Origin of the sequence: Mameliella sp. MMSF_3455, assembly GCF_030733205.1 — a bacterium.
Lineage (GTDB): Bacteria > Pseudomonadota > Alphaproteobacteria > Rhodobacterales > Rhodobacteraceae > Antarctobacter.
Map to the genome: position 1 here is coordinate 1 of NZ_JASHJL010000013.1, position 21,774 is coordinate 21,774.

Sequence of the window (21,774 nt, forward strand, 5' to 3'; positions counted from 1 at the left end):
CGCCCTGACACTTCCGGGTTCGACGAAGGTTTGCGGTGGTCGCAGATCTTCCTCTCAACCCCAACATCGTGAACAAGGCTGTTCAATGAACCAGAACATCCGTATCCGGCTCAAGGCGTTCGATTACCGCGTGCTGGACGCCAGCACCCAGGAAATCGTCAACACCGCCAAACGCACCGGCGCAACGGTCCGCGGTCCTATCCCGCTGCCGAACAAGATCGAGAAATATACCGTTCTGCGCGGTCCGCACGTCAACAAGAAGTCGCGCGACCAGTTCGAGATCCGCACGCACAAGCGCCTGCTGGACATCGTCGATCCGACCCCGCAGACCGTGGACGCCCTGATGAAGCTCGACCTCGCCGCCGGCGTGGACGTCGAGATCAAGGTTTAAGGGAGGCCGATGAACATGCGCTCTGGAGTGATCGCAAAGAAGATCGGCATGACCCGTCTCTTCATGGAAGACGGCAAGCAGATCCCCGTCACCGTGCTGCAACTCGACAGCCTGCAGGTTGTCGCGCAGCGCACCAATGACCAGCACGGCTACACCGCCGTCCAGCTGGGCGCAGGTACCGCAAAGGCCAAGCGCGTCAGCCAGGCGATGCGTGGGCATTTCGCCGTTGCCAAGGTCGAACCCAAGCGGAAGGTCGTGGAATTCCGCGTCGACCCCGAGAACCTGATCGAAGTGGGTGAGGAAATCATCGCCGACCATTACTTCGAAGGTCAGTTCGTGGACGTCAGCGGCATCACCATCGGTAAGGGTTTTGCCGGCGGCATGAAGCGCCACAACTTCGGCGGTCTGCGTGCCACGCACGGCGTGTCGATCTCGCACCGTTCGCACGGTTCGACCGGCCAGTGCCAGAACCCCGGCAAGGTGTTCAAGGGCAAGAAGATGGCCGGCCACATGGGCTCTGTCCGCGTGACCACGCAGAACCTGCAGGTCGTCCGCACTGACAGCGACCGTGGCATCATCATGATCAAGGGCGCCGTTCCCGGCCCCAAGGGATCCTGGGTGACCGTCAAGGACGCCGTCAAGAAACCGACCCCGGACAACGTCATCCTGCCGGCCGCGCTGATGAGCGCCAAGCGGGAAGCGATGAAAGCCGCCGAGGAAGCCGCCCGCCAGGCCGAGGAAGAAGCGAAAGCTGCCGAGGAGGCCCGCCTTGCGGAAGAGGCCGCCCAGCAGGAAGCCGCTTTGAAAGACGCCGAGGCTGAAATCGAGGCCGAGAAGAAGGAAAGCGACGAATGAAACTCGACGTGATCAACCTCGACGGCGGTTCCGCTGGCGAAGTCGAGCTGGACGAGGCCCTGTTCGGGCTGGAGCCGCGCGCCGACATTCTCCACCGCGTCGTCCGCTGGCAGCGCAACAAGGCGCAGGCCGGTACGCACAAGGTCAAGACCCGCTCGGAAGTGTCCTACTCCAAGAAGAAGATCTATCGCCAGAAGGGCACCGGCGGCGCACGCCACGGCTCCCGGAACGCACCGATCTTCCGCAAGGGTGGCATCTACAAGGGCCCGACCCCGCGTTCGCATGGCCACGAACTGCCCAAGAAGGTCCGCAAGCTGGGCCTGATGCACGCGCTTTCGTCCAAGGTGAAGGACGGCTCGCTGGTGGTAATCGAAGCCGCGGATTGCGATGGCAAGAGCAAGACCCTTGCCAAGCAGGTCGCGAACCTGGGCTGGAAGCGCGCGCTGATCATCGACGGCGCCGAGGTCAACGAAAACTTCGCCCGTGCAGCAGCCAACATCGAGGGTCTCGATGTGCTGCCGAGCCAGGGCGCAAATGTCTATGACATCCTCAAGCGTGACACGCTGGTTCTGACCAAGGCGGGTGTCGAAGCACTGGAGGCTCGTCTGAAATGAGCGCGAAGGCAGAACATTACGACGTGATCCGCAAGCCGATCATCACCGAGAAATCCACGATGGCATCCGAGAATGGCGCCGTGGTCTTCGAAGTGGCGATCGACGCGGCCAAGCCGCAGATCAAGGAAGCGGTCGAGGCGTTGTTCGGTGTCAAGGTGAAGGCGGTCAACACCACCATCACCAAGGGCAAGCAGAAGCGTTTCCGCGGCACCATGGGGCGCCGCAAGGACGTCAAGAAGGCCTATGTCACCCTCGAAGAGGGCAACACGATCGACGTGTCGACCGGGTTGTGATCTGGGCGGCGGGGTGATCCCCGCGCTACCGAAATCGGAAAGGCCCTCGCAGGGATGCGGGGGCCTTTTCCCTTGATGGGCGGGGGCGCTGGCGCCGGGGCTGTTTGGCTGGCTCTGATCCGTCCGAACGACCTGCCGTTCAATCGGTCCGGGGATTTGCGCGCCGTTGGCGGTCTGGTATTTGGATCAGCGCCGAACATGCGTTTCAGAAGGTTCAGGGGTGCCATGGCGCGACTGCTTTTCACTTTGCCGCGGTTTCACACCAACATGTGGTTTGCGGTCCGACGCCTACTGGCAGATGGGCACGAGGTCCGCCTGTTGGTCTGTGTTGCCTCCGGCGGAGAGGATCACTCGATGCTCGACCCGGTCGTCATGGGAAAGACGCCATCCTACGAGGAGGTTGAAAAGGAAGTTCAGGAATTCCGGCCCGACCTCGTGATCATTCGCAATGCTTGGGCCATCAGCCGTCGCGCCTCTCGGGCGGCGAGGCGAAAGGGAATCCCACGCATCCTGTACAACCAGGTGCCGGACGATGTTCCGACGGGCTTCGCGCGGCGGTTGCTGCTGCGCTACAAGGGGTTGCCGATCGAACGCTTTACCCCGGTGCGCGGGCTGGATCGCCGCAAGCCCAAGGATCCCTACGCGCGCTTTCTGCCGCTGCCCGTGGACGTGCTGCCACATGAGGTCTTGCCGCGTGAGGACGACCGGTTGAAGGTCCTTTTGGTCGGCAAGCTGGGAGCCGAACGCAAGAACCAGCACCTGCTGATCCAGAAGATAGAGGAAATGGGCGCGCAGGACCGGATCAGTCTGACCCTGGCCGGAACAATGCCGAGGCCGGACAATTCGCATTTCGCGACAATCCAGGACCTGTCGCGTCGCCCGTGGATCAAGCTGGCGGGATCTGTGCCATTCCTTGAGATGGGAACGCTCTATGCCTCACATGACCTGTGCATTTTGCCCAGCTTCGCTGAGTTGCGCGGATCTTCTCCGCTGGAAGCAATGGCCTACGGCGCGGTTCCGATGATCTCGGATCAATGCGGATCGGCGGGGGATCTGACGCATGGCGATGACGGTGTTGTTTTCGACCCGCTCCACATGGAGCAGGCGGTTGAATGGTTGTTGAAGCTGGACTCCAACCGCGAGGAACTGGATCGGATGAAACAGAGTGCCCTTGCCAAATGGAAACGCGACCTGAGTGAAGAGGCGTTTTCCCGCAATATCCGCACGTTGCTGGATGACTTCGGGGTTGCGTGACGGCGCATGTCCCGGCGCTGCCGAACTGCCGCAACAGCGGGAGTGCCGAGTTGGCGGAATGGTCCTGCGACCACTTGACGTGACGCCCGTCCTCGCCTAAACGACCGCATCCGCAGGGAGCCCCGGATTCGTCCGGGGCTTTGCTTTTCTTTGCGGAAGACGCGAATCGGGCACCTTCGGGGGCCTATACCACTGGCCACCTTCGGGGGGCTGATAACATAGGCTGGGTCACGACCCGGCCGTAAGCAACGGAAGACAGAAAGCATGGCACTCAAGTCGTACAAGCCGACGACGCCGGGCCAGCGCGGGCTGGTGCTGATCGACCGTTCGGAGCTGTACAAAGGACGCCCCGTCAAGGCCCTCACCGAGGGTCTGACGAAGAACGGCGGCCGGAACAACACCGGACGGATCACCGCTCGCCGCCGCGGCGGTGGCGCAAAACGCCTCTACCGGATCGTCGATTTCAAGCGCAACAAGTTCGATGTCAACGGCATCGTCGTGCGCATCGAATACGACCCCAACCGCACCGCCTTTATCGCGCTCGTCCAGTATGACGACGGCGAACAGGCCTATATCCTCGCCCCCCAGCGCCTGGGTGTGGGCGACAAGGTCGTTTCCTCGCAGAAAGCGGACATCAAGCCCGGCAACACCATGCCCTTCAGCGGCATGCCGATCGGCACGATCGTCCACAACATCGAGCTCAAGCCCGGCAAGGGTGGCCAGATCGCACGCGCCGCGGGCACCTACGCCCAATTCGTCGGTCGTGACGGTGGCTATGCCCAGATCCGTCTCAGCTCCGGTGAGCTGCGCATGGTCCGCCAGGAGTGCCTGGCAACGGTTGGCGCGGTCTCGAACCCCGACAACTCGAACCAGAACCTCGGCAAGGCCGGCCGCGTCCGCCACATGGGCAAGCGCCCCTCCGTCCGCGGTGTCGTCATGAACCCGATCGACCACCCGCACGGCGGTGGTGAAGGCCGCACTTCGGGTGGTCGTCACCCGGTGACGCCCTGGGGCAAGCCGACCAAGGGCAAGCGCACCCGCAACACCAACAAGGCGTCGCAGAAGCTGATCATCCGCTCGCGCCACGCCAAGAAGAAGGGGCGGTAATCCATGTCGCGTTCCGTCTGGAAAGGTCCGTTCGTCGATTCCTACGTCCTGAAGAAGGCCGAGAAGTCGCGCGAGTCGGGCAAGAACGAAGTCATCAAGATCTGGTCGCGCCGCTCGACGATCCTGCCCCAGTTCGTGGGCCTGACGTTTGGCGTCTACAACGGTCAGAAGCATATCCCGGTCAACGTGACCGAGGACATGATCGGCCAGAAGTTCGGCGAATATGCACCGACCCGTACCTACTACGGTCACGCAGCCGACAAGAAAGCGAAGAGGAAGTAAGCCATGGGCAAGGATAAGAATCCCCGCCGCGTGGCGGACAACGAAGCGATGGCAAAGCTGCGCATGCTGCGCACCAGCCCGCAGAAACTGAACCTCGTCGCACAACTGATCCGCGGCAAGAAGGTGGACAAGGCTCTCACGGACCTGACCTTCTCGAAGAAGCGGATCGCGGTTGACGTGAAGAAGTGCCTGCAGTCGGCTATCGCCAATGCCGAGAACAACCACGGTCTGGACGTCGACGAACTGGTCGTCGCCGAGGCCTACGTGGGCAAGAACCTGGTCATGAAGCGCGGACGCCCCCGGGCCCGTGGTCGCTTTGGCCGGATCAACAAGCCGTTCTCGGAACTCACCATCAAGGTGCGCCAGGTTGAGGAGCAAGCCTAATGGGTAACAAGACCAATCCGATCGGCATGCGCCTGCAGGTCAACCGCACCTGGGACAGCCGCTGGTACGCCGACACCAAGGACTATGGTGATCTGCTTCTCGAGGATCTCAAGATCCGCGAGTTCATTTTCAATGAGTATCGCAACCCGCCGAAGCAGGCCGGCATCAGCCGCGTGATCATCGAACGCCCGCACAAGAAGTGCCGCGTGACGGTGCATACCGCGCGCCCCGGCGTCATCATCGGCAAGAAGGGCGCGGACATCGAGGTGCTGCGCAAGAAGCTCTCGTCGATGACCGACTCGGAACTGCACCTCAACATCGTCGAGGTCCGCAAGCCCGAGCTGGACGCACAACTGGTCGGCGAGTCGATCGCCCAGCAGCTTGAGCGCCGTGTCTCCTTCCGCCGCGCGATGAAGCGGGCCGTGCAGAACGCCATGCGCATGGGCGCCCAGGGTATCCGGGTGAACGTCGCTGGTCGTCTGGGTGGTGCGGAAATCGCGCGTACCGAATGGTATCGCGAAGGCCGCGTGCCGCTGCACACGCTGCGCGCCGACATCGATTATGCCAACGTTGAGGCGACCACGCCTTACGGCATCATCGGTATCAAGGTCTGGATCTTCAAGGGCGAGATCATGGAACATGATCCGCAGGCCCGCGACCGCAAGAACCAGGAACTCCAGGACGGTCCGGCCCCCCGTGGTGCCGGTGGCGGCCGCCGGGATGATCGGAGGTAACCATGCTTCAGCCAAAGCGTACTAAATTCCGCAAGGTTCAGAAGGGCCGGATCAAGGGCCAGGCCAAGGGCGGTTCCGATCTGAACTTCGGCGGTTACGGTCTGAAGGCTCTCGAGCCCGAACGCGTCACCGCACGCCAGATCGAAGCAGCCCGTCGTGCCATGACGCGTCACATGAAGCGTCAGGGCCGCGTCTGGATCCGTATCTTCCCGGACACGCCCGTGACCGCAAAGCCCATCGAAGTTCGTATGGGTAAGGGTAAGGGCTCGGTCGACCGCTGGACCTGCAAGGTCAAGCCCGGCCGCGTGATGTTCGAGATCGACGGCGTGAACGAGGAAATCGCCCGCGAGGCCCTGCGTCTTGCCGCGATGAAGCTGCCGATCAAGACCCGCGTCGTGGTTCGCGAGGACTGGTAACGCAACACCCTGCGTCGCAGGGTGACGAATGTGCCGCCTCGCCGATCTCGGGATTGGCAAGGCCCGCACAATGTGGATAATGAAGGCCCCCGGCGCGAAAGCGGTGGGGGCCTTTTTGTCCGACCAATGGATCCGGGCAAAAAGCAAGAAGATTTCCTGGAGTTTTGTCCGATGCGCTCGCCTGTGGTAGATCTGTCCAGTCCGAAGTCCCTCCAGGGGGCGTTCACGCCCGAGGCTGTCTATCACAGGGCGCGGTCTTTCTATTGGCATCCGGCGCGCTGGCGAAAGTCGATCGAAAACCAGGTCCCGCAAAAGGTCGTCCGCGACTGGATCAACCGGGTTCGCTTTGGCGCTGTGGTTCCGCCAAGCGATGCCGCGATCTTTGTTGACCTAGCGGATGTCGCGCACATTTATGACAAGCCTCGGGGTCGGTTCGAGTTGCGGCGTCGCGACAGTGCCCGGGTCATCGCGGGCAACTGGGATCTTGCGCGCAAAGAGTTGGGTGAAGACAGCCGCCTCATCAGCTGTCGTATGCGATTCCAGCAAGGCGCGGACTGGGAGGAGACGCCCTGCTGGATCCGCATGGCAGGGGAACTGGAGAGAGGGCGGCAGCCCGACGGCTGCGGCGATCTGGATGATCTGCGGGCGCGTTACGCGGCGCTTGACCGCGTCTACGAGGAGACGCGGGACCGCGGCCGCTTGCTCTTGCGCGAGGAACTGCCTGCCTGTTTCCGGCGGGAGCACGGTGGCATCCTTGTTCACCTTGCCCGCGATGGTGTCTTGTTGCGCTCGGGTGGCGGGGGGCACAGGTTCGCGATTGCTCGACTGCTGGAACTGCGGGAAATCCCGGTCCAGATCGGTGCGATCCACATTGACGCGCTGCGCAACGGGCACGTTGCCCGCCTGCGCCGACAGCCGTCCCTGACCTGATTGGCGTGCGGGCGGTCAGTCCGGAAAGATGTTGGCCATTGCCCCGTCGAACCGCGCCCAGGTCATGGTCGCCTTGTTGCCGGCATAGTCCTCGTAATAGCTTTCTCCCGAGGGGAGGGGCAGGCCGGCCCAGACCTTGGCCAGCCGGTACATGAAGCTGCGGCGCGTGATTTCTCCGCGTTGGAAGGCTAGGAAACCGGCGTCGGCCAGCAATTCATCGGCCAGACGATCCTGCAACTCGTGGGTAAATCGCGTTTGCGTGTCGATGTTCAGGTCGGCAACCAAAAAGCGCAGCGTGTCTGGGATGAACTGGTAACGCCCGATGGCATGGGGCTGCCCGGGCGTGGCGGCGATCCAGTTCAGGATCTCCTCAATGGTCAGTTCTGTTGGGCGTTTCGGGGGTTTGACACGGGCGCCGTGAATGATCGCGTCATAGCCCTCCGGTCCTGCCTCGGCCTCGGCGATCAGGCTGCGCAAACGTGCTACCGCGGAGCTGCCGGAGAGAGGTCCGGCTGAGGGGTCCGGGGCAGGGCGCGCTTTTGGCATCGACGCGAAGAAACCAAGTCGCTCCGCGTCGGCGAACAGGCTGGCGGGCTGTGTCGGTCCGGGTCGAGCCGTCGTGCGCAGGGCAATCAGCGGAGATCCTGCGCCAGAGTCGCCGCGGGGAAAGAGCGAGGCGGATTGCGCCGACGCGCCGCCGCCACAGGCGAGCAGCGTCATTAGCATCAGGCAACGGATTGGGAACATTCTGTTCGGACCTCTTGATTGGCCGCGACCATGCCGCCGAGAAGTTGAGATTTCATTTCCCCCGATGTCCGGCTTGGGCTAAAGCGCGGACATGACCCAGATCCGTTCTCTTTTCGCCACCCGCCTCTACCAGGCGCCGCTGTCCGAGCATGGCGCCATCGACACCGATGAACTGGAAGGTTCGTGCTATTCCATCGCCGAGGATGACGAGGCAGGGCAGGACTGGTGCGAGGAGCAGGGGTATCCCGGCTATACCTCCTATGCCTCGCTGACGGATCTGCCCTGGCGATTCCCGGTCTTTTCCGATTTGGTGAAGGTGCTCGACAAGCATGTAGCAGCCTTTGCAGAGGACCTGGAATTCGACCTGGGCGACAAGAGCCTGGTGCTTGAGGATATCTGGATCAACATCCTGCCGGAGGGCGGCACCCATTCGAGCCACATCCATCCGCATTCGGTGATTTCGGGGACGACCTATGTGGCCATGCCGGAAGGTGCCTCGGCGCTGAAGCTGGAGGACCCGCGGCTGGCGATGATGATGGCGGCCCCGACGCGCAAGAAGGGCTGCCGCGAGGAATTGCGTTCCTTTGTCTATGTCGCGCCCCAAGTGGGCGATGTCTTGCTGTGGGAAAGCTGGTTGCGCCACGAGGTGCCGCTCAACATGGCCGAGGAAAACCGCGTCTCCGTAAGCTTCAACTACAAGTGGGAGTGAGGCGCCCTTCGGTACGGCCGGCAAGGTCTGCGATGGAAGACTGGTGTCCCGCAAGGGCGAAAGCGGTCAAACCCCTGGGTTGACGGGTCTTGGGGAAACCGGCTTGGCTTTCTCCAGCAACGTGGTGATTGCCGCGCGCAGTTCCGGGGCAGGGACGGGTTTTGCCAGCACTTGGTCGATCCCCGATCCCTGGCCGCCTGTTCCGGGCTTGGCGAGGCCCGTCAGCAGGATTGTCGGTGTTGCAGGGTGCCGCTCCTTGATATGGGCGGCGATCTCGGCACCCGTGCAGGCGCCGGGCACGTGGTTGTCCAGCAAGGCAAGGTCGAATGTAGTGCCTTTAATGGCCGACAGCGCCTCTTCGGCAGAAGTGGTGGCCGTGACCGAGAAGCCCCAGCTTTTCAGGTTGCGCAGCAAAACCTTGCGGATCGAAGTCTCATCCTCCAGCAACAGTACGTGCAGCTTGTCGAATTGTGCCTGGTCGCTGGCAGGAGCCGGGACTTCAGCCGTGCATTTGCCCTTGTGCAGGGGAAAGAACAGTCGGACGCAGGTCCCGACATCCGGCTCTGACTCGATGGCGAGTTCGCCGCCCAATTGCCGCATGAAACCGGCTGCCATCGACAGGCCCAGGCCAGACCCTTTGGAGCGCGGCTTGGTCGTGAAGAAGGGTTCGGTCACACGGGCCAGGTGCTGGGCGGCGATGCCCTTGCCGTTGTCGCGGATCGAGAGGCAGGCATATTCTCCCGCCGGGACCATCGGGGTGGCCGCTGCGGTTTCGGTCCTGACCCGGATCGCCCCGCCTTCGTGGATGGCGTCCAATGCATTGATGAGGATGTTCAGGATCACCGATTGCAGGTTGTCGCGGTCCGCAAAAATGGGAATGGTTCCCTTGGCGCGGTCGACGACGATGCTGGGCTTCTTGAAAGATGTCCTCTCGAACATGCCGACGGCGCGGGCGGTCTCTTCGCCAAGATCCAGGGCGACCGGTCGGATCGTCGCCTTCTGGGCAAAATTCAGCAGGCTGCGAGTCAATGTGCCCCCACGCTTGGAAGCGTCGACGATTTCCGCCAGCAACTGGTTTGTCAGCTCGCCGCGGGCCTCGTGCTGCAGCAATTCGGCGTTGCCCATGACCACGGCCAGGATGTTGTTGACGTCATGTGCCACGCCGGCGGTTAGTTCGCCGAGAGCGGCCAGACGGTTGGCTTGCGCCCGGCGTTCCTCGGCCAGGCGCGCATCGGTGACGTCCAGGCTGCTGCCGAGCCCGCGCACGATCTCGCCGTTATCCCCGACTTCGGGCGCGACGATCTCCCGGATGTAGCCCATACTGCGATCGGGACGGAAAAAACGATATTCCATCTCGATCGTCTCCCCCTGCAGGAGACGCTGGTACGCCTCGCGCAGCAGGTTGCGATCCTCGGGGTGGATCATCTTCATCTCGCCTTTCAGGCCGCTGACAGAGGCGATGAACTCTTGCGGGGTCTGCCCGAAAATGGCTGCGTGGCGGACCGAGCAGACCTCGACGATCGATTGCCGCACGTTGAAGACGAAATAGCCCAGCTGAGCGATGCGCGCGGCCTGTTCCAGCATAAGGGCATGGGACTGTCCGTCGATCCCGATCCGGCTATAGAGCGCATCGTCGCCAGAGGTCGACCATCCTGACATGCGCTGCATCCTCTTGCTCGTCCGGCGCAAGTATACCGAGGCCAAGAATACCCCTGCAAGCGGGCATAAAGGGGCGCGGGAAGAGGCCGCAGGTGCGCTCTCCCTTCGGTTTCGTCATATTTCCAAGGAGAGGGTTGAGAAAAGGTTAATTTCCACAAGCCCCCGTAGCTTGCCCCCGACATTTGGCGCCGGTCGATAGATTGGTCGTTTACCTGTCCCTGCTCTCTGGGGCCGAAATGCCTTCAGGGGTTCCACATAAGCATTCAAGCCGCACCGGGGGATCGGAAAGCTCCATCATCGCAACCACGGGATGACCGTTGAGACCCTTGTCTTCGAATTGACGGCCTTTCGCGGATCGCGCTAAATGCGTGCTGTACGGGAACCGCCCAGGCCGACAACTTCGACCAAGTCATTGGCGATTGCCGGGCACGTTGCGCGCGCAGGCGGCCGCTGTCGCAGATTGTCCTTGCATGGGCAGGGATTCTGGCCTAATGGGGCCGCTCATCCACGGACTCCACCGGAATCAGGGTGACCCTGCATGCTCGCAGGCAGGGGCCTACCGGTGATGTTGCAACAAAGGAGAGGCGCATGAACGCCCAGGAACTCCGTGACAAGTCCCCGGACGAACTCCGGGACCAGCTTGTCCAGCTGAAAAAGGAGGCTTTCAACCTCCGCTTCCAGGCGGCCACGAGCCAGCTGGAAAACACGGCGCGCATGCGCCAGGTGCGCCGCGACGTCGCGCGCATCAACACCGTCCTGAACGAAAAAGCCGCTGCTGCGGCCTCGACTGCGGAGGCGTAACGAATGCCCAAGCGTATCCTGCAAGGCACCGTCACCTCGACCGCCAATGCCCAGACCGTGACCGTTCAGGTCGTCCGTCGCTTCAAGCACCCCGTGCTGCAGAAGACGATCAAGAAATCCAAGAAGTACCGCGCCCATGACGAGGCAGGTGCCTTCAACGTCGGCGACGCGGTCTCGATCCGCGAATGCGCGCCGAAGTCCAAGACCAAGCGTTGGGAAGTGATGACCGACGCCATGCTTGAAGAGCACAACAAGGCGCGCGCCGAAGCGGCCGCAGCCGAACGTGCCCGCTTCGAGGCCCAGAAAGCCGCAGAGGCAGAAACCGCCCAGTAAGGGCAGAGCCGAGCCCCCTTTGCGGGGCTCGGTTGCATACGAAACCCCCGGGTCAATGTCTCCTTGACGAGCGGCCCGGGACGTCGGGAGAAAACTTATGATCCAGATGCAGACCAATCTGGATGTCGCTGACAATTCCGGAGCCCGGAAAGTTCAGTGCATCAAGGTTCTGGGCGGTTCCCACCGCCGCTATGCCTCGGTCGGCGACATCATCGTGGTGTCGGTGAAAGAGGCCATTCCGCGTGGTCGCGTGAAAAAGGGTGACGTCCGCAAGGCCGTCGTCGTGCGCACCGCCAAGGAAGTTCGCCGCGAAGACGGCACCTCGATCCGCTTTGACCGCAACGCCGCCGTGATCCTGAACAACGCAGGTGAGCCGGTCGGCACGCGTATCTTCGGTCCGGTCGTGCGTGAACTGCGCGCCAAGAACTTCATGAAGATCATCTCGCTCGCCCCGGAGGTGCTGTAAGATGGCCGCGAAACTGAAAAAAGGTGACACCGTCATCGTCTTGACCGGCAAGGACAAGGGCAAGACCGGTGAGATCGTCAGCGTTGACCCCAAGGCCGGCAAGGCCGTCGTCGACGGGCTGAACATCGCCATCCGCCACACTCGCCAGACCCAGACCAGCCAGGGCGGCCGCATGCCCAAGGCGCTGCCGATGGACCTGTCGAACCTGGCCTACGTCGACGCCAACGGCAAACCGACCCGCGTCGGTTTCCGCATGGAAGGCGACAAGAAGGTCCGCTACGCCAAGACCACGGGGGACGTGATCGATGCTTGATATGGAAAGCTACACCCCGCGCCTGAAGGCCCAGTATCGCGACACCATCAAGGCCGCGATGAAAGAGCAGTTCGGCTACAAGAACGACATGCAGATCCCGAGCCTGCAGAAGATCGTGCTGAACATCGGCTGCGGCGCAGAAGCCGTTCGCGACAGCAAGAAGGCCAAGTCGGCCATCGAGGAACTGTCGCTGATCGCCGGTCAGCAGGCCGTCGGTACGAAGGCCAAGAAATCGCACGCGCCGTTCCGTCTGCGCGAGGGCATGATCGTCGGCGCCAAGGTCACCCTGCGTGACGTGCGCATGTACGAATTCCTCGACCGGCTGGTGACCGTCGCAATGCCGCGCATCCGCGACTTCCGCGGCGTGAAGGCAGCGTTCGACGGCCGTGGCAACTTTGCGATGGGTCTGAAGGAACACATCGTGTTCCCCGAGATCAACTTCGACAAGGTCGACGAGGTCTGGGGCATGGACATCATCATGACGACCAATGCCAAGGACTTCGGCGAGCATTCGGCCGACGAACAGGCCAAGGCGCTGTTCACCCACTTCAACATGCCGTTCACCAAGGCGTAATAGGAGCGATATCATGGCTAAAAAAGCAATGATCGAGCGCGAGAAGAAGCGCGAGCGCCTGGTGGCCCGGTATGCCGCCAAGCGCGCTGAACTGAAAGAAATCGCAAACGACGAATCGAAGCCGATGGAAGAGCGCTTCAAGGCCCGCCTCAAGCTGGCCAAGCTGCCGCGCAATTCCTCGCCCACCCGGCTGCACAACCGCTGCCAGCTGACGGGCCGTCCGCACGCCTACTACCGCAAGCTCAAGATCAGCCGTATCGCCCTGCGCGACCTCGGTTCGAACGGCAAGCTGCCCGGCGTCGTGAAGTCGAGCTGGTAAGGAGGGGATGAGATGAACGATCCTATCGGCGATATGCTCACCCGTATCCGCAACGCGCAAATGCGCGGCAAGTCCACCGTGTCCACGCCGGCCTCCAAGCTGCGCGCCTGGGTTCTGGACGTGCTGGCGGACGAAGGCTACATCCGCGGCTATGAAAGCGGGACCGACGTCAACGGCCACCCGACGCTGGAAATCAGCCTGAAATACTTCGATGGCACTCCTGTCATTCGTGAGGTCAAGCGGGTCTCGAAACCCGGCCGTCGCGTCTACATGAGCGTCAAGGACATCCCGCAGGTCCGTCAGGGCCTGGGTGTGTCGATTGTCTCCACCCCCAAGGGTGTGATGTCGGACGCAAACGCACGCGCGGCCAATGTCGGCGGCGAAGTGCTCTGCACCGTATTCTAAGGAGGCCTGAACACATGTCTCGTATTGGTAAGAAGCCGGTCGAACTGCCCTCGGGCGTCTCGGCCAGCGTCTCCGGCCAGACCATCGAAGTGAAGGGCCCGAAAGGCACCCAGAGCTTTACGGCCACGGATGACGTGACCCTCAAGGTCGAGGATAACGCAATTTCGGTGGAACCGCGCGGCAAGTCCAAGCGCGCCCGCCAGCAGTGGGGCATGTCCCGCACTGTTGTTGCGAACCTCGTCCACGGCGTCCAGAACACCTTCAAGAAGGAACTGGAAATCCAGGGCGTCGGCTACCGCGCTCAGCTGGCAGGCAAGGTCCTTAAGCTGAACCTCGGCCTGTCGCACGACGTGGATTTCGAGGTTCCCGACGGCATCACCATCACCTGCCCCAAGCCCACCGAGATCGTTATCGAGGGGCATGACATTCAGCAGGTGGGCCAGGTTGCGGCCAATATCCGCGACTGGCGCCGGCCGGAGCCGTACAAGGGGAAGGGTATCCGCTACAAGGGCGAGTACATCTTCCAGAAGGAAGGCAAGAAGAAGTAAGGACGCAAGGCAATGGCAAACAGCAAACGTGTACTGTTCCAGAAGCGCCGCTTGCGCGTCCGGAACAAGCTTCGGAAGGTCAACGCGGGTCGCGTTCGCCTTTCGGTCCACCGTTCGAACAAGAACATCTCGGTCCAGCTCATCGACGATGTGGCAGGCAAGACCCTGGCAGCAGCTTCCTCGCTGGAGCCGTCGCTGGGTGTTGTCGGCAAGAACAACGTCGAAGCAGCAGCCAAGGTGGGCGCGGCAATCGCCGAGCGCGCCAAGGCGGCCGGTGTCGAAGAAGCATACTTCGACCGTGGTGGCTTTCTCTTCCACGGTAAGGTGAAGGCCTTGGCCGAGGCCGCGCGTGAAGGCGGTCTGAAGATCTGAGGATTCGGTGCGCAGTCCTTGCGCACCGTTCGCAAGCTGCGCCCGCCGGGCGCAGCTTCTTTTGCAGGCGGAAACGCCTCGATGATCGAGGGGCCATCCGGCCCACTGCGATTGAACAAACCGGTGCTCTTGGGCACCACGAGAAAAGGAATGCCTTATGGCAGAACGTGAGAACAAGCGTGGCGGCGGCCGCGGTCGTCGTGACCGCGAGGAGCAGGCGCCCGAATTCGCCGATCGCCTTGTGGCGATCAACCGTGTGTCCAAGACCGTCAAGGGTGGTAAGCGCTTCGGCTTTGCCGCACTCGTCGTCGTGGGCGACCAGAAAGGCCGCGTCGGCTTTGGCAAGGGCAAGGCCAAGGAGGTCCCCGAGGCCATCCGCAAGGCTACCGAGCAAGCCAAGCGCAAGATGATCCGCGTGCCGCTTAAAGAGGGTCGGACCCTGCACCACGACGCCAAGGGCCATCACGGCGCCGGCAAGATCACCATGCGGACCGCCCCTCAGGGTACAGGTATCATCGCCGGTGGTCCGATGCGTGCAGTCTTTGAAATGCTGGGCGTTCAGGACGTCGTCGCCAAGTCGACCGGCTCTCAGAACCCCTACGCGATGATCCACGCCACGCTGGACGCCCTGCGCAACCAGCAGTCGCCGCGCAACGTCGCGCAGCGTCGTGGCAAGAAGGTCGCCGACATCCTGCCCAAGCGTGATGACGCGCCCGCAGCCGAGACCGAGGAGGCCTGATCATGGCAAAGACCATTGTCGTCAAACAGGTCGGTTCGCCGATCCGCCGCCCCGCCATCCAGCGTCAGACCCTGGTCGGCCTGGGCCTGAACAAGATGCACCGCGTACGCGAACTGGAAGACACGCCTGCGGTTCGCGGCATGATCCGCAAGATCCCGCACCTGGTGGAAATCGTCGAAGAGCGCGACTGAGCCTCTTTTCCGATGTGAACAGAAGCGCCCTCCGGTCCTTCCGGGGGGCGTTTTCGCCTTGTGGGGGTCATCTCGCAAAGTTCAATTGGTCGCAGCCGGGGCGCGCGCTACCCTTTCGCGGGAACAGACCAAAGGGAGCGCAATCCATGACCCTCACCCGTCGAAATTTTATTCATACCGCTACCGCCGCTGGCAGTATCACGGTTCTGCCCTTCGCAGGTCGTGCCGGCGGCCACCTGCCCAACGAGTTCAAGACATCCGAAGGGACCGTCGTCGTCCATCCCGTGCACCATGCCTCCATCGTGTTGGAGACACCGGTGGGCACGATCTATGTCGACCCGGTTGGCGAAGTCTCGGAGTACGAGAACTTCCCCGAGCCTGACCTGATCCTGATCACGCACGAGCACGGTGATCATTACAATGCAGACGTGTTGACCGCGATAAAGGGCGAGAACACGCAAATGCTGACCAATCCGGCGGTTTTCGACATGCTCTCGGAAGAGTTGAAGGTGAACACCACCTTGCTTGCCAATGGCGCCAGCGCCAGCCTGACCGGCCTGCAGGTCGACGCAATCCCGGCCTACAACATGACCGAAGGCCGGGAGAATTTTCACCCCAAAGGTCGCGACAATGGCTATGTCCTGACGATGGGCGATTTCCGCATCTACGTCTCGGGCGACACCGAGGACATCCCGGACATGCGGGCGCTGGAAAGCATCGACCTGGCCTTTGTCTGCATGAACCTGCCGTTCACCATGACGGCAGAGGCAGCCGCGGACGCAGTGCGGGAGTTTGCCCCGACCTATGTCTATCCTTACCACTATCGCGGCCGGGACGGCGGTACGCAGGATCCGGCGATGTTCGCCGAGATGGTCGGCGACGCGGCCACGGTGAAGATGGGTGACTGGTACGCTGGGCTGACGGCGGCCCTTGCCGAAGTGAATAGCCTCCCGCAAAGTCCTTGCGGGAGGCTTTTTCATGGCATTGGATGTTACGACTTTCGATCTCAACGCGATCGGTCCGGACTTCATCGAAAATCCGCACCCCGTCCTGCATCGGCTTCGGCAGCAAAGCCCGGTTCACCGCAACGTGGATGGTTCTGTCATCCTGACCCGTTTCGACGATTGCATGAGCGTCTACCGAAGCCGCGATATGCTGTCCGACAAGACAAAGGCCTTTGGCGAGAAATTTGGCCAATGCCCGCTGCAAAAGCACCACACGACCAGCCTGATCTTCAACGATCCGCCTTATCACACGGTGGTGCGCAAGCTGATCTCTGGCGCGTTCACGCCGCGCAAGCTGGCCGAGTTCGAGCCGCTGATCGACGGGATCGTGGATAGCCTGCTGGACCGGGTCGAGGACCTGGGAGAACTGGACCTGATCGAGGATTTCGCCAAGGTCCTGCCGACCGAGATCATCAGCTTCATGCTGGGCATCCCCGAGGAATACCGCGCGCGGCTGCGCGGTTACTCCCTGGCGATTCTCGGTGCCCTGGACCCGGTGGTGCCGGCGGAGCGGCTGGCCGAAGGCAACCGCGCGGTCAAGGAGTTCGGCGAGATCCTTGGCGACCTTATCGACCATCGCCGCCGCAACCGAGAGGGGGCCCATGAAGGCGAGGTGCTGGAGTCTTTGATCTTTGGCGAACATGAAGGGAGGCGGCTGACGCAGGAAGAGCTGATCCAGAACTGTATCTTCCTGCTGAACGCGGGACATGAGACGACGACCAGTTTTGTTGGGAACTCCATCGGTTTGCTCATGGACAACCCCGACCAGCACCGGATGCTGCTGGACGACCCGGACCTGATCGGCCCTGCGGTCGAGGAGTTCCTGCGTGTCGAAAGCCCGCTTCAGATTGGCAACCGGCTGGCGGGGGAGGATATCGAGTTGTCGACCGGCGTGTTGCCCAAGGGAACCTATATCCATACCTCCATCGCCGGGGCGAACCGCGATCCGGCGGTCTTTGAAGATCCGGACCGGGTGGACATCACGCGGCGACCGAACCGGCATATCGCCTTCATCACGGGGATACATGTCTGCCTTGGCGCCTCTTTGGCGCGGATCGAGGGCAAGATCGCTCTTGGGAAATTCGTGCGGCGCTTTCCCAAGCTGGCGGCGAATGGTCCGCGCACGCGGGTTCCGCTGGCCCGGTTCCGGGGGTATGCAACTCTGCCGGTTCGGGTGCGATGAGCGACGCGCCCGTCGTCGATCTGAACCCTGCGGAATTGGTCGCCGATCCCTATCCGGCACTGGCCCGCCTGCAGGCAGAAACCCCCATCGCCCATGTCCCGCAACTGGGCGCGACGCTGATCACCCGGCGGAACGTGATCTTTGAACAGGAAAAGCGGATCGAGGTGTTTTCCTCGCGCCAGCCGCAGGGGCTGATGACCCGCCTGATGGGCGAGAACATGATGCGCAAGGACGGCGAGGCGCATGAGGCGGAACGGCGCGCCTGCTTTCCGGCCTATTCGCCGCGCACCGTGCGGGATCGCTGGTCCAATGCCTTTCGTGCCGCGGCACTCGCTGCGCTGGAGGATATGGGGCGGCAGGGGCAGTGTGATCTGGTGAGCGATTATGCCATGCGCTTGTCGGGTGAGGCGCTGCGGGCGATCACTGGTCTGCATGGCCTGACATGGCAGGACATGGATGCCGTCAGCCAGGAGATGATCGACGGGATCGCCAATTACACCGGCGATCCGGACATCGAGGCGCGCTGCCACGCGGCGACGGCGCGGATCGATGCGGTGATCGACGCGCAGACGGACGATCCGCCGGCGAATTCCCTGTTGGACGTGCAGCTACGCGCGGGGTTGCCCATGGACAGCGTGCGGGCCAACATCAAGCTGGCGATATCCGGCGGCCAGAACGAATCGCGTGATGCGATTGCCGGATGTGCCTGGGCGCTCTTGTCCCACCCAAGGCAGTTGGCCAAGGTGCGTGCAGGGACGGCAAGCTGGCAGAACGCATTCGCGGAATTTGCCCGCTGGATCGCCCCCATCGGCATGAGCCCGCGTGAGGTGGCGCGGGAGGATGTCGTAGAGGGCGTGCGCTTTGACCCCGGCGACCGGGTGTTCCTGATGTATGGGATCGGCAACCGGGATCCGGAGGTCTTCGACCGGCCAGATGTCTTTGACGTGATGCGCGATACGCGGCTCAGCCTCGCGTTCGGCGCCGGTCCGCATTTCTGCGCGGGCGCTGCGGCCTCGCGATCACTGATCGCCGAGGTTGCTTTGCCCATGCTGTTCGAGAGGTTCCCGGATATGGAACTGGCAGGGCCGGTGGCATTCGCCGGCTGGGCCTTTCGAGGGCCGAAATCAGTTCCGGTGAGGCTCGGGGGCGCCGGGTAGCGCCCCCGGACAGGTCAGGCCGCCTTGGCGCGGCGATTGCGGCTGCGGCGCGGGCGTCCGGGCTTGGCGCCATTGCCGGGGCGGTTGCCCGAGCGGCGATTGCCACCGCCGCCACGACCGGGTTTCTTGACCGGTTCCCATGGCTCGCCCCCCGCCACGTCGATTTCGCGGCCCATGACTTTCACAATGGCCTGGAACTCGCCCATCTCGGTCGGCGCGCAATAGGCGATGGCGGTGCCGTCGCGCCCGGCGCGGGCGGTACGGCCGATGCGGTGGACATAGTTGTCGGCCACGTTCGGCAGATCGAAGTTGTAGACATAGCGGACGGCGGGAATGTCGATCCCGCGCGCGGCCACATCCGTCGCCACCAGAACTTTCAGGTCGCCATCACGGAACGCCTTGAGCGCGCGGTCGCGCTGGCCCTGGCTTTTGTTGCCGTGGATCGACCCGGCGGCAAAGCCCTTGGCCTCGAGATGCTTTTTCAGTTTTTCGGCGCCGTGCTTGGTGCGCGAAAAGACCAGCGCGGCCTCTGTCCGGTGCCCGTCCAGATGGCTGACCAGCAAGGATGCCTTCTGCGACTGCTCGACGAAGTGCACGCTTTGATCGATGCGGTCCACGGGCTTGCCCGGAGGCGTGACCTCGATCCGAGCCGGATCGCTCAGGTAGGCGGCGGCGATTTCGGCCATCTGCTTGGGCATGGTGGCCGAGAACAGCATGGTCTGGCGTTCCGCGGGCAGATGCTTGGCGATCTGGCGCAGCGCGTGGATAAAGCCGAGGTCCAGCATCTGGTCGGCTTCGTCCAGCACCAGGAACTCGGTCCCGTCCAGCCGCACGGACTTGCGTTCCATCAGGTCGATCAGACGGCCGGGGGTGGCGACCAGAAGGTCGGTGCCCTTGGCCAGCCGCTGGGCCTGGGCGTTCAACGAGGTGCCGCCGGTGACGATACCGATCTTGACCGGGGTTCCGGCGGCGTAGATGCGCAGGTTGTCGACGATCTGCTTGGCCAGTTCGCGCGTAGGCGCGAGGATCAGGCCGTGCACGCACTTGGCGGCAGGGCGCGACTGCTTGCGCATCAGGGTCGAGATCAGCGGCAGGCCAAAGGCGGCGGTCTTGCCGGTGCCTGTCTGCGCCAGGCCCATGACATCGCGGCCGTTCATGGCGTGCGGGATGGCCTGCGTCTGGATCGGGGTGGGTTCGGTGATGTTCTGTTCGGCCAGGTTGGCCAGAAGGCGGGGCGGCAGCCCCAGCATGTCGAAATCCAAGTGTACGTCCTTTAGTGCGGGCGATACCCGCGAAATCATGCGTATCCCGCCACGAGGCATCGCGGCGCGCACGGGTGAGACCGCAAACCCGGGCGCGGGGCATCGTGCCGTCGCGCCTGTTGCGGTTCTGGACCCCCGCGTGAAATGGGAACCATGTTGGGAAGATGTGCCGAGAGGGCGCTATCGCCCGTCAGCCCCGCTCACGCGGCGGGTGCGGCAACTGGCGTGTACATGCGGTGCTGCGGTGCAGAAGTCAAGGGCTCAGGCCGGAATGCCTTGCATTGCCCGCGGGCGAAGCGGTGCCAGGCGCAGGGCCATCGCCTCGCGTTCCAGCCGTTCACGACGGTAGCCAAGACCCATCGCTCCCAGGATCGCGCAGTAAAGCACCAGCAGGTAGGCTGGGTAGGCCAAGAGGACCGGTGAAAGGGCGCCGACCGACAGCAGGCCCAGCAGCGCGGCCACCGCCGAGAGTCCCCAACAGGCTGCGGTCTCGGTGCGCGGTTCGGCATAGGCCTTGAGGATGGTCGGTATGCCGCCGAGGGCGCTGATCGCGATGGCGATGGCCAGGGCAAAGACCGCGTCGTCCGTGACCCACCACAGAGCCAGCCCGACGCCAGATACCGTGTAGATCGCCAGATCGCGCGCTTGCAGGATGCTGCCCATGCCGAAGCGGATTGAAAGAACGAAGATCAGCACCGTTTCCGCCGTTTCGACGCCGACAAAGAACAAGGAGGCATCGGCACCCTTGTCGACGTTGGACACCAGGCAGATCCCCGAAAGCACCGACCAAATCAGCCATGTCGATCGAACTGGGCGGGTGCTGCCGCATAGCATGTCGCGGATGTAGGGCAGGCAGGCGAGGTTGCTGACCACGATGGAGGCGATTCCGAAGGTCATTAGCCAGTTGTCGGCAAGGGTCATGATCGCGGCTCCGGGGTTGATCGCGCCAGGAAATTTGCGCGTCTGAGGTCAGTCTGCCCGGGCCGGGCGGGCCATGCCATTCGGAGATTCCCTACCGTATGGTAAACCGGACCTTTGCAAGCGGCGGGCTGACGGAGGGGGCGTGCAGGGAAGGCTTGTCTTGGCCGGGGCGCTTCGCTATACGCCCCCGGTGGTCCGAACGGATCCGATTCACAACCAAGAAACGCCGTGGTCTGTCCATCATCGCTTCGCGGGCAGCATCCGGCATAGGAGAAGCGACATGAAACTCAATGAACTCCGGGACAACCCCGGCGCAACCAAGCGCAAGCAGCGTATCGGCCGTGGTCCCGGTTCGGGCCGTGGTAAAATGGGTGGCCGTGGTATCAAGGGCCAGAAATCGCGTTCGGGTGTGGCCATCAACGGCTACGAAGGCGGCCAGATGCCGCTGTACCAGCGTCTGCCCAAGCGTGGCTTCAACAAGCCGAACCGCAAGGCATATGCTGTCGTCAACCTCGGCCTGATCCAGAAATTCGTTGACGCGGGCAAGCTGGACGCCGGCAACATCACCGAAGAAACGCTGGTCTCCTCGGGTCTCGTCCGCCGTTCGCTGGACGGCATCCGCGTCCTCGCCAAGGGCGAAGTGACCGGTGCTCTGACCATCAACGTCACCGGCGCGTCGAAGTCGGCGGTTGCAGCGGTCGAGGGCAAGGGCGGTTCGCTGACCGTCACCACCGCGGCAGCGGCGGAATAACGACTTGTGAGCGGCGCATCCGCCGCTTACATGTCCAACAGTTTTCCATTGCGCGCCGCC

The 21,774-nt window shown here is 62.9% G+C and carries 30 protein-coding genes and 1 pseudogene; 27 read left to right on the forward strand and 4 right to left on the reverse strand.

Annotated elements, in window-relative coordinates; all coding sequences use genetic code 11:
• Positions 1–85: 85 nt before the first annotated feature.
• From rpsJ to RBB42_RS11425, 11 genes are all read left to right on the forward strand, one after another.
• Positions 86–391, forward strand: coding sequence for a 30S ribosomal protein S10 (gene rpsJ / locus RBB42_RS11375; protein WP_023849092.1), 306 nt, complete (start codon positions 86–88; stop codon positions 389–391).
• Between the two features lie 15 nt (positions 392–406).
• Positions 407–1,246, forward strand: a complete 840-nt coding sequence (gene rplC, locus RBB42_RS11380; protein ID WP_305967827.1) for a 50S ribosomal protein L3 — start codon at positions 407–409, stop codon at positions 1,244–1,246.
• Positions 1,243–1,860, forward strand: a complete 618-nt coding sequence (gene rplD, locus RBB42_RS11385; RefSeq protein ID WP_305967586.1) for a 50S ribosomal protein L4 — start codon at positions 1,243–1,245, stop codon at positions 1,858–1,860. Before rplC ends, rplD begins: the two co-directional genes overlap by 4 nt.
• The gene (locus tag RBB42_RS11390) at positions 1,857–2,153 is read left to right on the forward strand and encodes a 50S ribosomal protein L23 (protein ID WP_305967587.1); all 297 of its coding nucleotides are present in this window, start codon (positions 1,857–1,859) and stop codon (positions 2,151–2,153) included. Before rplD ends, RBB42_RS11390 begins: the two co-directional genes overlap by 4 nt.
• A 225-nt stretch (positions 2,154–2,378) precedes the next feature.
• Positions 2,379–3,407: a glycosyltransferase family 4 protein gene (locus tag RBB42_RS11395; protein WP_305967588.1), complete on the forward strand. Its 1,029-nt coding sequence runs from the start codon at positions 2,379–2,381 to the stop codon at positions 3,405–3,407.
• A gap of 264 nt (positions 3,408–3,671) precedes the next feature.
• Entirely contained in the window at positions 3,672–4,514 is an 843-nt protein-coding gene (gene rplB, locus RBB42_RS11400) for a 50S ribosomal protein L2 (protein WP_305967589.1), read from the forward strand.
• Between the two features lie 3 nt (positions 4,515–4,517).
• Entirely contained in the window at positions 4,518–4,796 is a 279-nt protein-coding gene (gene rpsS, locus RBB42_RS11405; protein WP_043137396.1) for a 30S ribosomal protein S19, read from the forward strand.
• Between the two features lie 3 nt (positions 4,797–4,799).
• Positions 4,800–5,180: a 50S ribosomal protein L22 gene (gene rplV / locus RBB42_RS11410; RefSeq protein WP_043137394.1), complete on the forward strand. Its 381-nt coding sequence runs from the start codon at positions 4,800–4,802 to the stop codon at positions 5,178–5,180.
• Positions 5,180–5,914 carry a 30S ribosomal protein S3 gene (gene rpsC / locus RBB42_RS11415; protein ID WP_219517659.1) on the forward strand — a complete coding sequence of 245 codons (735 nt, stop codon included), beginning with the start codon at positions 5,180–5,182 and terminating at the stop codon, positions 5,912–5,914. Before rplV ends, rpsC begins: the two co-directional genes overlap by 1 nt.
• A 2-nt stretch (positions 5,915–5,916) precedes the next feature.
• A complete protein-coding gene (rplP, locus tag RBB42_RS11420) occupies positions 5,917–6,330 on the forward strand; it encodes a 50S ribosomal protein L16 (RefSeq protein WP_043137391.1) in 414 nt (137 codons plus the stop codon).
• A 171-nt stretch (positions 6,331–6,501) separates the two neighbouring features.
• Positions 6,502–7,260 carry a hypothetical protein gene (locus RBB42_RS11425; RefSeq protein ID WP_306043367.1) on the forward strand — a complete coding sequence of 253 codons (759 nt, stop codon included), beginning with the start codon at positions 6,502–6,504 and terminating at the stop codon, positions 7,258–7,260.
• A 15-nt stretch (positions 7,261–7,275) separates the two neighbouring features.
• Here the strand turns inward: RBB42_RS11425 and RBB42_RS11430 are convergent, their stop codons facing one another.
• Positions 7,276–7,737, reverse strand: a complete 462-nt coding sequence (locus RBB42_RS11430; protein ID WP_305967591.1) for a lysozyme family protein — start codon at positions 7,735–7,737, stop codon at positions 7,276–7,278.
• Between the two features lie 361 nt (positions 7,738–8,098).
• Between RBB42_RS11430 and RBB42_RS11435 the strand changes: the two genes are divergently transcribed.
• Positions 8,099–8,716 (forward strand): 2OG-Fe(II) oxygenase family protein, encoded by a 618-nt coding sequence (locus tag RBB42_RS11435; RefSeq protein ID WP_305967592.1) that lies wholly within the window; start codon positions 8,099–8,101, stop codon positions 8,714–8,716.
• A gap of 66 nt (positions 8,717–8,782) precedes the next feature.
• Here RBB42_RS11435 and RBB42_RS11440 read toward each other — a convergent pair whose 3' ends face one another.
• Positions 8,783–10,375, reverse strand: a complete 1,593-nt coding sequence (locus RBB42_RS11440) for a PAS domain-containing hybrid sensor histidine kinase/response regulator family protein (protein WP_305967593.1) — start codon at positions 10,373–10,375, stop codon at positions 8,783–8,785.
• 588 nt (positions 10,376–10,963) lie between these two features.
• Between RBB42_RS11440 and rpmC the strand changes: the two genes are divergently transcribed.
• From rpmC to RBB42_RS11510, 14 genes and pseudogenes are all read left to right on the forward strand, one after another.
• On the forward strand, positions 10,964–11,176 hold the full coding sequence (gene rpmC, locus RBB42_RS11445) for a 50S ribosomal protein L29 (RefSeq protein WP_043137381.1): 213 nt from the start codon (positions 10,964–10,966) through the stop codon (positions 11,174–11,176).
• Positions 11,177–11,179: 3 nt separating this feature from the next.
• Positions 11,180–11,401, forward strand: a pseudogene (gene rpsQ / locus RBB42_RS11450) (30S ribosomal protein S17); the annotation flags it as partial.
• A 205-nt stretch (positions 11,402–11,606) separates the two neighbouring features.
• Complete coding sequence (gene rplN, locus RBB42_RS11455; RefSeq protein WP_023851005.1) at positions 11,607–11,975, forward strand: 50S ribosomal protein L14; 369 nt, start codon at positions 11,607–11,609, stop codon at positions 11,973–11,975.
• Between the two features lies 1 nt (position 11,976).
• Positions 11,977–12,288, forward strand: a complete 312-nt coding sequence (gene rplX, locus RBB42_RS11460; protein ID WP_305967595.1) for a 50S ribosomal protein L24 — start codon at positions 11,977–11,979, stop codon at positions 12,286–12,288.
• A complete protein-coding gene (gene rplE, locus RBB42_RS11465) occupies positions 12,281–12,862 on the forward strand; it encodes a 50S ribosomal protein L5 (RefSeq protein WP_305967596.1) in 582 nt (193 codons plus the stop codon). Before rplX ends, rplE begins: the two co-directional genes overlap by 8 nt.
• Before the next feature lie 13 nt (positions 12,863–12,875).
• Positions 12,876–13,181, forward strand: a complete 306-nt coding sequence (gene rpsN / locus RBB42_RS11470; RefSeq protein WP_305967597.1) for a 30S ribosomal protein S14 — start codon at positions 12,876–12,878, stop codon at positions 13,179–13,181.
• A 12-nt stretch (positions 13,182–13,193) separates the two neighbouring features.
• Positions 13,194–13,586, forward strand: coding sequence for a 30S ribosomal protein S8 (gene rpsH, locus RBB42_RS11475; protein WP_305967598.1), 393 nt, complete (start codon positions 13,194–13,196; stop codon positions 13,584–13,586).
• A gap of 14 nt (positions 13,587–13,600) precedes the next feature.
• Positions 13,601–14,134, forward strand: coding sequence for a 50S ribosomal protein L6 (gene rplF, locus RBB42_RS11480; protein WP_305967599.1), 534 nt, complete (start codon positions 13,601–13,603; stop codon positions 14,132–14,134).
• Positions 14,135–14,146: 12 nt separating this feature from the next.
• Positions 14,147–14,506 carry a 50S ribosomal protein L18 gene (gene rplR, locus RBB42_RS11485; protein WP_305967600.1) on the forward strand — a complete coding sequence of 120 codons (360 nt, stop codon included), beginning with the start codon at positions 14,147–14,149 and terminating at the stop codon, positions 14,504–14,506.
• 157 nt (positions 14,507–14,663) lie between these two features.
• Positions 14,664–15,245 carry a 30S ribosomal protein S5 gene (gene rpsE / locus RBB42_RS11490; protein ID WP_043137365.1) on the forward strand — a complete coding sequence of 194 codons (582 nt, stop codon included), beginning with the start codon at positions 14,664–14,666 and terminating at the stop codon, positions 15,243–15,245.
• A 2-nt stretch (positions 15,246–15,247) separates the two neighbouring features.
• On the forward strand, positions 15,248–15,436 hold the full coding sequence (gene rpmD, locus RBB42_RS11495) for a 50S ribosomal protein L30 (RefSeq protein ID WP_043137362.1): 189 nt from the start codon (positions 15,248–15,250) through the stop codon (positions 15,434–15,436).
• Between the two features lie 146 nt (positions 15,437–15,582).
• On the forward strand, positions 15,583–16,776 hold the full coding sequence (locus RBB42_RS28120) for an MBL fold metallo-hydrolase (protein ID WP_371932218.1): 1,194 nt from the start codon (positions 15,583–15,585) through the stop codon (positions 16,774–16,776).
• On the forward strand, positions 16,667–17,623 hold the full coding sequence (locus tag RBB42_RS11505; RefSeq protein WP_371932219.1) for a cytochrome P450: 957 nt from the start codon (positions 16,667–16,669) through the stop codon (positions 17,621–17,623). Before RBB42_RS28120 ends, RBB42_RS11505 begins: the two co-directional genes overlap by 110 nt.
• Positions 17,620–18,780, forward strand: coding sequence for a cytochrome P450 (locus RBB42_RS11510; RefSeq protein WP_305967603.1), 1,161 nt, complete (start codon positions 17,620–17,622; stop codon positions 18,778–18,780). The genes RBB42_RS11505 and RBB42_RS11510 overlap by 4 nt, the downstream gene beginning before the upstream one ends.
• 14 nt (positions 18,781–18,794) lie before the next feature.
• Here RBB42_RS11510 and RBB42_RS11515 read toward each other — a convergent pair whose 3' ends face one another.
• Positions 18,795–20,042 (reverse strand): DEAD/DEAH box helicase, encoded by a 1,248-nt coding sequence (locus tag RBB42_RS11515; RefSeq protein WP_305967604.1) that lies wholly within the window; start codon positions 20,040–20,042, stop codon positions 18,795–18,797.
• A 261-nt stretch (positions 20,043–20,303) separates the two neighbouring features.
• Positions 20,304–20,963 (reverse strand): hypothetical protein, encoded by a 660-nt coding sequence (locus tag RBB42_RS11520; RefSeq protein ID WP_305967605.1) that lies wholly within the window; start codon positions 20,961–20,963, stop codon positions 20,304–20,306.
• A 280-nt stretch (positions 20,964–21,243) separates the two neighbouring features.
• On the opposite strand from RBB42_RS11520, the gene rplO reads away from it, so the two are divergent.
• Positions 21,244–21,714: a 50S ribosomal protein L15 gene (gene rplO, locus RBB42_RS11525; protein WP_043137351.1), complete on the forward strand. Its 471-nt coding sequence runs from the start codon at positions 21,244–21,246 to the stop codon at positions 21,712–21,714.
• Positions 21,715–21,774 lie beyond the last annotated feature (60 nt).